This window comes from Pseudochrobactrum sp. B5 (assembly GCF_001939785.1).
GTDB lineage: Bacteria > Pseudomonadota > Alphaproteobacteria > Rhizobiales > Rhizobiaceae > Pseudochrobactrum > Pseudochrobactrum saccharolyticum.
Genome location: NZ_MOYL01000001.1, coordinates 113,686 through 126,350 on the forward strand (window position 1 = coordinate 113,686; position 12,665 = coordinate 126,350).

Below are 12,665 nucleotides of genomic sequence, written 5' to 3' on the forward strand. Positions count from 1 at the left end.
CATGTCTATTCTTGTAAACAAGGACACCAAGATTCTCGTTCAGGGTCTGACCGGTAAGACAGGTACTTTCCACACTGAACAGGCTCTTGCCTATTACGGCACCCAGATGGTCGGCGGTATCCACCCTAAAAAGGGCGGCGAAACCTGGACAGGCTCCAAGGGCGAAAACCTGCCGATTTTTGCAACTGTTGCTGAAGCTAAAGAACGTACCGGTGCAGATGCATCCGTAATCTACGTTCCGCCTGCAGGTGCAGCTGATGCCATCATCGAAGCAATCGAAGCTGAAGTCGGCTTCATCGTCTGCATCACCGAAGGTATTCCGGTTATGGACATGGTACGCGTGAAAGAACGTCTGGAACGTTCAAAATCACGCCTGCTCGGCCCTAACTGCCCGGGCATCCTGACCCCTGAAGAATGCAAAATCGGCATTATGCCGGGCAACATCTTCAAAAAAGGTTCGGTCGGCGTTGTTTCCCGTTCCGGTACACTGACTTACGAAGCTGTGTTCCAGACCTCCAATGAAGGTCTCGGCCAGACCACTGCTGTCGGTATCGGCGGCGATCCGGTTAAAGGCACAGAATTCATCGACGTGCTGGAAATGTTCCTCGCTGACGACAACACCAAATCGATCGTTATGATCGGTGAAATCGGTGGTTCGGCTGAAGAAGAAGCAGCTCAGTTCCTCAAAGACGAAGCCAAGCGCGGCCGTAAGAAGCCAATGGTTGGCTTTATCGCCGGTCGTACTGCTCCGGAAGGCCGCACCATGGGTCATGCCGGTGCTGTTATCTCCGGCGGCAAGGGCGGCGCTGAAGACAAGATTGCAGCTATGGAAGAAGCCGGTATCCGCGTTTCCCCATCTCCTGCACAGCTCGGCAAGACTCTTGTTGAAGTTCTCAAGGGCTAATGCCCTTAGGCTGAGGTTCTCAGGGGGGTAATCCCTTTGAACTAAAAGAATATTGGCAGTCGCACTGCGTGACTGCCTCTAAAAAGCCCGGTTCGTGGCCCATGGCACGCCTGAAGCCTGAACCGGGTTCGCTAGACTAAAACTTATGCCCGTTTCTGTTGGAAATCAGTACAAACGCACTATTTCTCAGAACAGAGACAACAGACCAGCAACTTAAAACGGGACCGGAAGATTTTCCGGTATGGCCGGTATAAGGAGACGGAGTGGATACTCCGGCAAGGACAATGGCACGGCAAGAAGAAGCCAATGACGTTTTCGCCCTGACCTCGTTTCTCTATGGCGGCAATGCCGACTATATTGAGGAGCTCTATGCTGCATATGAAACCGATCCGAATTCGGTCAATGCAGAATGGCGCGATTTTTTCGCAAATCTCGGTGACAATCCGAAAGATGTGATTGAAAATGCCCGCGGTGCATCCTGGGAAAAAAGCAGCTGGCCTGTGACGCCGAAAGATGAGCTGACCAATGCTCTCGACGGCAACTGGGCAGATGTTGAAAAACATATGACAGACAAGCTGAAAGGCAAAGGCGGCAAAGCTGCAGCTGCTGCACCGGCTCTGTCTGAAGCAGAAATTACACAGGCAGCACGCGACAGTGTTCGCGCGATCATGATGATCCGCGCTTACCGTATGCGCGGCCACCTGCATGCCAATCTTGATCCGCTCGGTCTTTCCGAAAAGCCGGATGATCATAACGAACTGGCTCCGGAAAATTACGGTTTCACACCGGCTGATTTTGACCGCAAAATCTTCATCGACAACGTGCTCGGCCTCGAATATGCGACCGTTCGCGAAATGCTCGATATTCTGAAGCGTACTTATTGCTCGACAATCGGCTTTGAATTCATGCACATTTCTGATCCGGCTGAAAAAGCCTGGCTTCAGGAGCGTATCGAAGGCGCCAATAAGAGCATTGCTTTCACACCGGAAGGTAAGAAAGCCATCATGTCCAAACTGATCGAAGCTGAAGGCTTTGAACAGTTCATCGACGTGAAATACAAAGGCACCAAGCGCTTTGGTCTTGATGGCGGTGAATCTCTGATCCCTGCCCTTGAACAGATCGTCAAGCGCGGCGGCTCCATGGGCGTGAAAGAGATCATTTTCGGTATGGCTCACCGCGGCCGTCTGAACGTGCTTTCTCAGGTTATGGGCAAGCCCCACCGCGCTATTTTCCACGAATTCAAAGGCGGCTCCTATGCGCCGGATGATGTGGAAGGTTCAGGCGACGTTAAATACCATCTGGGTGCGTCTTCCGACCGCGAATTTGACGGTAACTCCGTTCACCTGTCGCTGACAGCCAACCCTTCGCATCTCGAAATCGTCAATCCGGTTGTTATGGGTAAAGCCCGCGCCAAGCAGGATCTGCTGGCTGGTCGTACCCGTGATGAAATCGTACCTTTGGCAGAACGCGCCAAAGTCATGCCGCTGCTGCTGCATGGTGATGCGGCATTTGCCGGTCAGGGCGTTGTTGCAGAATGTCTCGGCCTGTCGGGTCTGCGCGGTCACCGCGTTGCCGGTACAGTTCACTTCATCATCAATAACCAGATCGGTTTCACCACCAATCCGGCCTTCTCCCGTTCTTCGCCATATCCTTCCGATGTAGCGAAAATGATTGAAGCCCCGATTTTCCACGTCAATGGTGATGATCCGGAAGCTGTTGTCTTCGCTGCAAAAGTTGCAACCGAATTCCGCCAGACCTTCCATAAGCCGGTTGTTGTGGACATGTTCTGCTACCGCCGCTTCGGTCACAACGAAGGCGACGAGCCTGCGTTCACACAGCCATTGATGTACAAAGAAATTCGCAAGCACAAAACCACTGTACAGCTCTACAGTGAAAAGCTGATTGGCGAAGGTCTTCTGACACAGGCTGACATCGACCAGATGAAAGCTGACTGGCGCGACAAGCTGGAAACAGAATTCGAAGCCGGCCAGAACTACAAGCCGAATAAAGCCGACTGGCTCGACGGTGCATGGGCAGGTCTGCGCACAGCTGACAATGCTGATGAACAGCGTCGCGGTAAAACCGGCGTACCGGCGAAAACCCTCAAGGAAATCGGTAAGAAACTTTCCGAAACCCCTGAAGGCTTCAACGTACACCGCACCATTCAGCGCTTCCTCGACAATCGCTCAAAGATGATCGACAGCGGTGAAGGCATTGACTGGGCAACAGCTGAATCGTTGGCATTCGGTTCGCTGTCCCTTGAAGGTCACCCGATCCGTTTCTCCGGTCAGGACGTGGAACGCGGTACATTCTCGCAGCGTCACACTGTTCTTTACGATCAGGAAAATCAGAGCCGCTATATCCCTCTGAATAATCTTCAGAAGGGCCAGGCAATTTACGAAGCCATCAACTCGATGCTTTCGGAAGAAGCTGTGCTCGGTTATGAATATGGTTACTCGCTGACAGATCCGCGCGCACTCGTGCTGTGGGAAGCCCAGTTCGGTGACTTCGCCAACGGTGCTCAGGTTGTATTCGACCAGTTCATCTCTTCTGGTGAGCGCAAATGGCTGCGTATGTCCGGTCTCGTCTGCCTTCTGCCGCACGGCTATGAAGGTCAGGGTCCTGAACATTCGTCAGCACGTCTGGAACGTTATCTGCAGCTTTGCGCGGAAGATAATATGCAGGTTGCCAATGTTACGACACCGGCAAACTACTTCCACATTCTGCGTCGTCAGATGAAACGCGACTTCCGCAAGCCGCTGATCATGATGACACCGAAGTCCCTGCTGCGTCACAAGCGTGCGATTTCTTCCTTGAGCGAACTGTCCGGAGACAGCACATTCCACCGCCTGCTGTGGGATGATGCGCAATATCTCAAGGATCAGCCGATCAAGCTGCAGAAAGATGCCAAGATCCGTCGCGTGGTTCTCTGCTCCGGTAAAGTCTATTACGATCTTTACGAAGAGCGTGAAAAACGCGGTATCGACGATATCTACCTGCTGCGTGTTGAACAGCTTTATCCGTTCCCGGCAAAAGCTCTCATCAACGAACTGTCCCGCTTCCGCGGTGCAGAAATCGTCTGGTGTCAGGAAGAGCCGAAGAATATGGGCGCATGGTCGTTCATCGAGCCTTATCTGGAATGGGTTCTGGCGCATATTGATGCGAAATATCCGCGTGCCCGCTATGCAGGCCGTCCGGCTGCCGCATCGCCTGCAACAGGTCTGATGTCCAAGCATCTTGAACAGCTCGCAGCCTTCCTTGAAGATGCGCTCGGTTCTTAAAATTTAAATTTCTGACCCGCTGATTTATCCTCAGCGGGTCGCCTATCATTCAGATTAAAGATCCAGGGAAGATAAAACCATGGCAACCGAAATCCGCGTTCCCACCCTCGGGGAATCCGTCACAGAGGCAACCATCGGCAAATGGCTCAAAAAAGTCGGCGACGCTATCGTTGCTGATGAACCATTGGTTGAACTGGAAACCGACAAGGTTTCTATTGAAGTTCCTGCGCCTGTTTCCGGCGTTCTGACAGAAATCACCGCTCAGGAAGGTGACAATGTTGGTCTCGATGCCCTCCTCGGCCAGATTGATGCATCGGGCGCAACTGCTGCTCCTCAAGCCAAACCTGCTGCTGCTGCGCCAGCCGCAGCGCCTGTAGCCGCTGCTGCACCTGCCGCAACTACCTCTTCCATGCCAGCCGCTCCTGCTGCTGCCAAGCTGATGGCTGAAGCCGGTCTGAACAGTGATCAGGTTGACGGTTCCGGCAAGCGTGGTCAGGTTCTCAAAGGTGATGTTCTTGCCGCTCTGGCAAAAGGCACTGCACCTGCAGCCGCCGCCGCTCCAGTTGCTGCACGTCCTGCATCCCCTGCTGGTGATGCACCACGCGAAGAACGCGTGAAAATGACCCGTCTGCGTCAGACTATTGCACGTCGTCTGAAAGATGCTCAGAACACTGCAGCCATGCTGACCACTTATAACGAAGTCGACATGTCGGCTGTTATGGATCTGCGTTCACGCTACAAAGATATCTTCGAGAAGAAGCACGGCGTTAAGCTCGGCTTCATGGGTTTCTTCACCAAAGCTGTAACCCATGCTCTGAAAGAAATTCCTGCTGTTAATGCCGAAATCGACGGCACAGACATCATCTACAAGAACTTTGCTCACGTCGGCGTTGCTGTCGGTACTGACAAGGGTCTCGTGGTTCCTGTTGTTCGCGATGCCGACCAGATGTCGATTGCTGAAATCGAAAAAGAAATCGGTCGTCTCGGCCGTGCAGCCCGTGACGGTCAGCTTTCCATGGCTGATATGCAGGGCGGCACATTCACCATCTCCAATGGTGGTGTATATGGTTCCCTGATGTCTTCCCCGATCCTGAACGCACCGCAGTCCGGTATTCTCGGCATGCACAAAATTCAGGAACGTCCGGTTGTTGTCGGCGGTCAGATCGTTATCCGTCCGATGATGTATCTGGCTCTGTCCTACGATCACCGTATCGTAGACGGCAAAGAAGCTGTGACCTTCCTCGTTCGCGTGAAGGACAGTTTGGAAGATCCGGAACGTCTGGTTCTCGACCTGTAATAAACTGACTAAGAGCGCTGTCCCGCGACAGCGCTCTTTTCAACTGCATCTTTTCTGAGCCCTGCGGCTCTTTCTTTTTCTGATCTCACGGAGCCTCTCATGCAGTATGTGATCGAATTCACCGGTCTGATGGCGGTATTCGTGATCCTGCTCGTAGCACCCGGTGCGGATTTCGCGCTGATTGTGCGTCAGAGCATTGTGCATGGCCGCCGTGCAGCCTTCATCACCAGTCTTGGCATCGGCGCATCGCTGATGTTCCACATCTCCTATACGATCCTCGGCATCGGCCTGATCGTATCCCAGTCTCTGTTTCTGTTTTCGCTGATTAAATGGGCAGGTGCTGCCTATTTGTTTTATCTCGGCATCAAGGCGCTGCGGGAAAAACCGCTCAATGCAGCCGATGCAGATAAAATTCTTCAGACAGACGGCGAAGCTGCTCAACCACAACAAAAAGCAATTTCGGCCAAGCGCTGCTTTACTATGGGTTTCATCACCAATGCGCTGAACCCGAAAGCCGTGTTGTTTTTCCTCTCCCTGTTCTCATCCCTTGTCAGCCATGAAACACCGGCTGCAATTCAGGGTATTTACGGGATTCTGATCGCAATCGTCGTCATCGGCTGGTTTGCAATTGTGACTTTGTTCTTTACGCTGGAACCCGTGCGTAAACGCTTTTTCGCTCTGGGTGCATGGTTTAATCGCGTGACCGGTATGGTATTTATCGGATTAGGAATTAAGCTGGCCAGTCAGCAAGCCCATTAGAACTACGGATCGTGCTTCAGGCCGATGCTGTAAATCAGAATTGACAAGCCCGGTGAGGGAACAATGCCTATCAAATCAGCCATTTTCAAAAAGACTATTGCCTGTCTCGCAAGCTGTACGATTCTGCTGACCGCCACTGCTGCTGCCTCAGCCGCCTGTATGCAGAACCGCGCCGCCTATTCCGACAAAGACCAGAATTACACACTGACTTTCAGCCCTGTTCAAAAAGATGATGAGCAGTCAGGCAACAGTTTCACCATCATTGCCAATGACAAACCTGAATTCAAATTACAGGGCACTGTGCAATGGACAGACGGTGCAGCCCGCCCGACAGCCATGATCACCTATAATTGTGCGGGTGACGATAATGCTGAAGATGAAATTGATGACTGCACAATCTGGCAGGGCGTAGTATATGCGCTTAAAGATGGTGCAGATGCAGAGTTTCTGCCCCGCAATGATGAACCGGCTGCCGCAGCAATCCTCCTGCCGGATTTTGTCAGTATGCTGGACAGTTATGATTTTGGAACGGCCAAACCGGCCGAGCCGCTGAACTGGGAAGTGTTTCGCTTTAAAGCCTGCACACCCGAAGAATAAAAGATCGACCCTTGTCTTCATGCAGAAATCCCCTGCCTGAACGGACTTAAAAAGAGTTAAAAGGATTAAGCAATGTCTTATGATGTCGTTGTTATCGGTACCGGCCCTGGCGGTTATGTTGCAGCTATCAAAGCTGCCCAGCTCGGCCTGAAAGTTGCCGTTGTTGAAAAACGCAGCACTTTCGGCGGCACCTGCCTCAATGTCGGCTGTATCCCTTCAAAGGCATTGCTGCACGCTTCTGAAGTTTTTGCGGAAGCCGGTCATTCTTTCGACGCGCTCGGCGTTGAAGTGAGCGCACCGAAGCTGAATCTCGAAAAAATGCTGGCGCACAAAGTAACAACTGTTAAAGCCAACACCAGCGGCGTTGAATTCCTGTTCAAGAAGAACAAGATCGAAGCTTTCACCGGTTTTGGTAAAGTTGTTGCTGCAGGCAAAGTTTCTGTCACTGCTGAAGACGGTTCTGTCAAAGAACTCGAAACCAAAAACATCATCATCGCCACCGGTTCTGATGTTGCCGGTATTCCGGGCGTTAATGTTGATATTGACGAGAAAGTCATTGTTTCTTCAACCGGCGCGCTGGAATTCACCAAAGTGCCTGAAACTCTGGTTGTTGTCGGCGGCGGCGTGATCGGTCTGGAACTCGGTTCCGTATGGTCGCGTCTGGGTGCCAAAGTGACTGTTGTTGAATATCTCGACAAGATCCTCGGCGGCATGGACGGTGAAGTTTCCAAGCAGTTCCAGCGTATGCTGGCTAAACAGGGCATTGATTTCAAACTCAGCGCCAAAGTGACTGCAGTTGAAAAATCCGGCAATGGCGCCAAGGTGACTTTCGAACCTGTTAAAGGCGGCGATGCAGTGACCCTTGAAGCTGAAGCCGTTCTGATTTCGACCGGCCGTCGTCCTTACACAGATGGTCTGGGTCTGGCCGAAGCCGGTGTTGCTCTTGATGAACGCGGCCGCGTTGCGATCAACGACCATTGGCAGACCAATGTTGCCGGCATTTATGCAATCGGCGACGTGGTTAAAGGCCCGATGCTGGCGCACAAAGCCGAAGATGAAGGCGTTGCCGTTGCAGAAATCATCGCCGGTCAGAAAGGCCACGTCAATTTTGATGTGATCCCGAGCGTTGTTTACACCCAGCCGGAAGTTGCTTCTGTCGGCAAAACCGAAGAAGAACTGAAAGCTGCCGGTATTGAATATAAAGTCGGCAAATTCCCGTTCACAGCCAATGGCCGTGCACGCGCTATGCAGCACACAGACGGTTTTGTGAAAATTCTGGCTGACAAAGCCACAGACAAAGTTCTGGGTGCGCATATCCTCGGTTACAATGCCGGTGAAATGATCCACGAACTGACCGTTTTGATGGAGTTTGGCGGTTCTTCTGAAGATCTGGCCCGTACCTGCCACGCACATCCGACCATGTCGGAAGCTGTTCGTGAATCGGCAATGGCCACTTATGACAAGCCAATTCATATGTAATACCAAAACCCTATGAGTATGACTCATGGAGTTTTGGTTAAGCCCGAGTGGCGATTGAACTTTTTCAAGGCGTGATGCGTCAGCATCTTAGCGCCTTGATATAATTGGTTTGATGTAATCTGCGGATTATACAGAATGCGAGGCCCGGTTTTTACCGGGCCTTTTCTTTTTCCTGTCGAATTTGGTTAGGCTTTATTGAGATTATCAGGGCACAATGGCACCAAATATCTTTGTCACTGTGAAAGCACTATTACCCTTATGCCGACTCTCACCCGCCTGATTATCATTCTGGCTCTGATTTCTGCCTGTATTTACGGGCTGATGCTGGTGCTTGTGAAAACGGTCAGTCCGGTGACATCAGAGATTATTGTTCGCGTACCGGCGCATAAAATGGTGCAGCAACCGCGCGATACAGCACCTGTCAGCCCGGCCCCTGTGCCATCGCCCTATACAGAGGGTGAACCGGAGGCTGAAGATGCAGAATAATCTCTCAACAGATGCTGCAATCGACTCGTTTCTGGAAATGATGAGTGCTGAACGGGGTGCCGCCGAGAATACGCTGGAATCCTATCGCCGCGATCTGGAAACCGCTGCGGAATTTATGGCAGGCCGCAAAACCGGACTGGTTTCAGCCAATTCCGTCGATATTAAAGCCTGCCTTGATGAGATGAATATTCAGGGCTTCGCTTCCACTTCACAGGCACGCCGCCTCTCCTCTTTGCGACAATTCTTCCGCTTTCTCTATACTGAAGGTATGCGCAGCGACGATCCGACCGGTATCATCGATGCGCCGAAGAAAAATCAGGCACTGCCTAAAATTATGAGCGAAGACACAGTTTCAAAGCTGCTGGCGCAGGCTGAAACAGAAGCGCAGCCCCAGGAAGATATGAGCGGCTACTTCAACGCCGTGCGTCTGCATGCGTTGTTGGAACTGCTCTATGCCACCGGTATGCGTGTCAGCGAGCTTGTAGGATTGCCGGAAAAAACCATCCGCAGCAATCAACGCTTTCTGCTGGTGCGCGGTAAAGGTGCCAAGGAACGCATGGTGCCGCTCTCGGTCAAAGCGCAGAATGTCCTGCAGCTTTATGTGGGTCTGCGTGACAGAGTACCGGAATGGCAGGATAGTCCCTGGCTGTTTCCTGCCCGCTCAGAAAGCGGTTATCTGGCACGGCAGGTCTTTGCCCGTGATCTGAAAGCACTGGCAGCGCGTGCCGGTATTGCAGCGGCTGCGGTTTCTCCCCATGTGCTGCGTCACGCCTTTGCCAGTCATCTTTTGCAAAATGGTGCAGATTTACGTGCCGTTCAGCAATTATTAGGCCATTCGGACATTTCTACGACACAAATTTATACCCATGTGCTGGAAGAAAGACTGCATCAGCTCGTTGCAACGCATCATCCGCTTGCCGATTGACGCTATGAAGTTTAAGAGAAACATATTCGGCAGATAGATTTTTCTGTCAGACAATCTATATAGGACAGATGAAACCCTCTCTCAGACCTTAATGTCTGATGGTTTTAGTCTCCGGAGCGTAATAGTCAGGTCATATGTATAATTACCTTGATTTCGAAAAACCCGTCGCAGATCTCGATGGTCAGATCCTCGAACTGAAAAAGCTGGCGCAGGAAAGCGGCAGTGTCGAGATGAGTGATGAGATACGGCGCCTTGAAAAGCGCTCTAGCGACGCGCTGAAAGATATTTACCGCAAACTCACCCCTTGGCAGAAAGTGCAGATCGCCCGTCATCCGGACCGTCCGCATTGCCTGGATTATGTGAACCGCTTGTTTACAGAATTCACGCCGCTGGCCGGTGACCGTAACTTTGCCGAAGATCAGGCCATTCAGGCCGGTTTTGCGCGTTTTAACGGTCAGGCTGTTGCGGTGCTCGGTCAGGAAAAAGGCAATGACACCAAGACCCGCCTGAAACATAATTTCGGTTCCCCGCGTCCGGAAGGCTATCGTAAAGCCATCCGTATCATGGAGCTGGCTGACCGTTTCAAACTGCCGGTAATCACATTCATTGATACTGCCGGTGCCTATCCGGGTGTGAGTGCGGAAGAGCGCGGTCAGGCAGAAGCCATTGCCCGCTCGCTGGAAATGAGCCTGAAACTGCGTGTACCGGTTATCACGGTTGTGATCGGTGAAGGCGGTTCCGGTGGTGCGATTGCGATTGCTGTCGCCAACCGCGTTTACATGCTCGAACATGCAATCTATTCGGTGATCTCACCGGAAGGTGCTGCTTCTATTCTGTGGCGTGATTCGACCCGTGCCAAAGATGCAGCCACCAATATGCGCATCACAGCGCAGGATCTGCTTGAGCTGAAAATCATTGATAATATTATTCCTGAGCCTCTCGGCGGCGCACATCGCGGTAAAAATGCGATTATCGATGCTGCAGGCGAAGTGATTGCAACAGCGCTGAAATCTCTTGAAGGCGTGGACGGTGAAACACTGAAACAGGAACGTCGTCAGAAATATCTGGCCATGGGTCGTAATCTCTGATTGTGATTTCAACCACTTGTTCCACATAAAGGCCGCGCAACCAGCGCGGCCTTTATGTTTTAAGAGCATTTCCGGCAAAAGTGCTAAGCCGTTTTACGTTGGACAATGTGCTTAACAAAAAAAGAGAGCTGTTCCGGCAATTCAGCCGTCACAGGAACTGCTCTAAGGCATATGGTCAATACAGGTCATTTGCTGTAAATATTGCCCGATGCTAAGTTAATAACACTTTATCAATCATACTGACCGATACTACGGGACAAACTGATCGCGGCTGAAAATTTGCCTTTTTGCTATTTCAGGATATTTTGTTCCAACTCTTGCCTAATATTGCCGGTGACACTCATGAAACTCAGAACTGCAATTTTTGCTTCACTGATCGCAACCGTAGCACTTGCCGGTTGTCAGGGTTCAGTCTTTGATGGTGTCGGTGCCAAAGCAGAGCGTGAGCTGCCTTCCAAAGTTCTGGCTAAAATCAAAGCCAAGGGCATGAACAAGACATCGCCGGTTATGGCGCGTATCTTCAAGGAAGAAGGCGTTTTGGAAGTCTGGAAACAGAAAACCAATGGCCGCTATGACATGGTTGCGTCCTATGAGATCTGCAAATGGTCAGGCAAGCTCGGTCCTAAATATATAGAGGGTGACCGTCAGGCACCGGAAGGTTTCTATTCGGTCTCTGCTGCGCAGATGAACCCGAACTCCCAATATTACCTGTCATTCAATCTTGGCTTTCCGAATGCCTATGACCGCGCCAATGGCCGTACCGGTCAGCATCTGATGGTGCATGGCGCTTGTTCTTCCGCCGGTTGCTATTCCATGACTGACGAAAGCATGTCCGAAATTTATGCTTTCGGACGCGATGCCTTTAAGGGCGGTCAGCGCGATTTTCAGGTTCAGGCCTATCCGTTCCGTATGACTGCCGCCAATATGGCGCGTTATAAGAATGATCCGAATTATCAGTTCTGGACCATGCTTAAAGAAGGCTATGACCAGTTCGAAATTACAAAAGTACCGCCGAAAGTCGATGTTTGCGGCAAGCGTTACGTCTTTAATCAGAACTTCCCGGGACAGCAGGGACTTTCGGCTTCTGCCGCCTGCCCGCCAATGTCACAGCCGGATTCAATCCAGTCTGCTTATTCCAGCTACCAGAAAACCTATGATGCAGCGTTTTCGAGCGCGCTGAATAAATCATCGAAAAAACAGCCTGCGCCTTCAATCATGGGTGTTCAGGAAGCAAAACTGGTATCTGACTGGAGTGCACGCCGCGCACGTGGTGAGAAAGTATCCCGCACGCCGCCATCCTTAAGCCCTGCCTCTTCCGAGACACCGGGCGCACCGGATACTGCAGCACCGACAGCGATCGCTCAGACACCTGTAACAGCACCTGCTGCAACCTCGGTTGCAGCTAATGTACCGGCAGCAGCCCAGCCTGTTCTGGATCAGAATGCAACCGCTTCTGTTCCTGTGCCGAACAATAATCCGGCAGCAGCAGCCGTTGTTGCCCCTCAGGTAACACCGGATATGCCGGCTACAACAGCTGAGAAGAAATCTCTCTGGAACCGGCTGACCGGCCAATAAAATGACCGCTGAAGCTGAAGTTTTTTATGATTTTAAGGGGCTGCAATGCCCCTTACCTGTTTTGAAAACCCGTAAAAAATTGCAAGACTTGTCTGCCGGTGACCGGATCAGGATTGAAACCACTGATCCGCTTTCCCCACTCGATATTGCCCATTTCTGCCAGTCAGAAGGGCATATTCTGCTGGAACAGCAGAATGAGGGTCGGGTTTTTCATTTTCTGATACAAAAGGGCTAAAGCATTTCACAGTCAAGTTGGATCAACTTGACGCCCGTG

Annotated in this window: 11 protein-coding genes; all 11 read left to right on the forward strand. The window is 51.6% G+C overall.

Going from position 1 to position 12,665, the window contains the following annotated elements:
• Position 1: 1 nt before the first annotated feature.
• The 11 genes from sucD (at position 2) to BKD14_RS00635 (ending at position 12,626) form a co-directional block, all read left to right on the forward strand.
• Positions 2 to 904, forward strand: a complete 903-nt coding sequence (gene sucD, locus BKD14_RS00585) for a succinate--CoA ligase subunit alpha (protein WP_022712276.1) — start codon at positions 2 to 4, stop codon at positions 902 to 904.
• A gap of 284 nt (positions 905 to 1,188) precedes the next feature.
• A complete protein-coding gene (locus BKD14_RS00590; RefSeq protein ID WP_075653901.1) occupies positions 1,189 to 4,185 on the forward strand; it encodes a 2-oxoglutarate dehydrogenase E1 component in 2,997 nt (998 codons plus the stop codon).
• Between the two features lie 79 nt (positions 4,186 to 4,264).
• Complete coding sequence (odhB, locus tag BKD14_RS00595) at positions 4,265 to 5,482, forward strand: 2-oxoglutarate dehydrogenase complex dihydrolipoyllysine-residue succinyltransferase (RefSeq protein ID WP_075653902.1); 1,218 nt, start codon at positions 4,265 to 4,267, stop codon at positions 5,480 to 5,482.
• Between the two features lie 99 nt (positions 5,483 to 5,581).
• Positions 5,582 to 6,241, forward strand: coding sequence for a LysE family transporter (locus tag BKD14_RS00600; protein WP_022712273.1), 660 nt, complete (start codon positions 5,582 to 5,584; stop codon positions 6,239 to 6,241).
• A 159-nt stretch (positions 6,242 to 6,400) separates the two neighbouring features.
• Complete coding sequence (locus BKD14_RS00605; RefSeq protein WP_139316337.1) at positions 6,401 to 6,838, forward strand: hypothetical protein; 438 nt, start codon at positions 6,401 to 6,403, stop codon at positions 6,836 to 6,838.
• A 72-nt stretch (positions 6,839 to 6,910) separates the two neighbouring features.
• Positions 6,911 to 8,317 carry a dihydrolipoyl dehydrogenase gene (gene lpdA, locus BKD14_RS00610; RefSeq protein ID WP_022712271.1) on the forward strand — a complete coding sequence of 469 codons (1,407 nt, stop codon included), beginning with the start codon at positions 6,911 to 6,913 and terminating at the stop codon, positions 8,315 to 8,317.
• A 258-nt stretch (positions 8,318 to 8,575) separates the two neighbouring features.
• A complete protein-coding gene (locus BKD14_RS00615) occupies positions 8,576 to 8,803 on the forward strand; it encodes a hypothetical protein (RefSeq protein WP_075653904.1) in 228 nt (75 codons plus the stop codon).
• A complete protein-coding gene (gene xerD, locus BKD14_RS00620; RefSeq protein WP_075653905.1) occupies positions 8,793 to 9,728 on the forward strand; it encodes a site-specific tyrosine recombinase XerD in 936 nt (311 codons plus the stop codon). Before BKD14_RS00615 ends, xerD begins: the two co-directional genes overlap by 11 nt.
• A 134-nt stretch (positions 9,729 to 9,862) precedes the next feature.
• The gene (locus tag BKD14_RS00625) at positions 9,863 to 10,816 is read left to right on the forward strand and encodes an acetyl-CoA carboxylase carboxyltransferase subunit alpha (protein ID WP_075653906.1); all 954 of its coding nucleotides are present in this window, start codon (positions 9,863 to 9,865) and stop codon (positions 10,814 to 10,816) included.
• A gap of 342 nt (positions 10,817 to 11,158) precedes the next feature.
• Positions 11,159 to 12,391, forward strand: coding sequence for a murein L,D-transpeptidase family protein (locus BKD14_RS00630; RefSeq protein WP_075653907.1), 1,233 nt, complete (start codon positions 11,159 to 11,161; stop codon positions 12,389 to 12,391).
• 1 nt (position 12,392) lies between these two features.
• Positions 12,393 to 12,626, forward strand: a complete 234-nt coding sequence (locus tag BKD14_RS00635; protein WP_022709333.1) for a sulfurtransferase TusA family protein — start codon at positions 12,393 to 12,395, stop codon at positions 12,624 to 12,626.
• Positions 12,627 to 12,665: the final 39 nt, after the last annotated feature.

What these genes read in the sequence shown, in the direction of transcription:
- BKD14_RS00635 (WP_022709333.1), top strand. Translation starts at nt 12,393, where the DNA reads ATGACCGCTGAAGCTGAAGTTTTTTATGATTTTAAGGGGCTGCAATGC.
- BKD14_RS00625 (WP_075653906.1), top strand. Translation starts at nt 9,863, where the DNA reads ATGTATAATTACCTTGATTTCGAAAAACCCGTCGCAGATCTCGATGGT.
- xerD (WP_075653905.1), top strand. Translation starts at nt 8,793, where the DNA reads ATGCAGAATAATCTCTCAACAGATGCTGCAATCGACTCGTTTCTGGAA.
- BKD14_RS00600 (WP_022712273.1), top strand. Translation starts at nt 5,582, where the DNA reads ATGCAGTATGTGATCGAATTCACCGGTCTGATGGCGGTATTCGTGATC.
- lpdA (WP_022712271.1), top strand. Translation starts at nt 6,911, where the DNA reads ATGTCTTATGATGTCGTTGTTATCGGTACCGGCCCTGGCGGTTATGTT.
- sucD (WP_022712276.1), top strand. Translation starts at nt 2, where the DNA reads ATGTCTATTCTTGTAAACAAGGACACCAAGATTCTCGTTCAGGGTCTG.
- BKD14_RS00615 (WP_075653904.1), top strand. Translation starts at nt 8,576, where the DNA reads ATGCCGACTCTCACCCGCCTGATTATCATTCTGGCTCTGATTTCTGCC.
- BKD14_RS00605 (WP_139316337.1), top strand. Translation starts at nt 6,401, where the DNA reads ATGCAGAACCGCGCCGCCTATTCCGACAAAGACCAGAATTACACACTG.
- BKD14_RS00630 (WP_075653907.1), top strand. Translation starts at nt 11,159, where the DNA reads ATGAAACTCAGAACTGCAATTTTTGCTTCACTGATCGCAACCGTAGCA.
- BKD14_RS00590 (WP_075653901.1), top strand. Translation starts at nt 1,189, where the DNA reads ATGGCACGGCAAGAAGAAGCCAATGACGTTTTCGCCCTGACCTCGTTT.
- odhB (WP_075653902.1), top strand. Translation starts at nt 4,265, where the DNA reads ATGGCAACCGAAATCCGCGTTCCCACCCTCGGGGAATCCGTCACAGAG.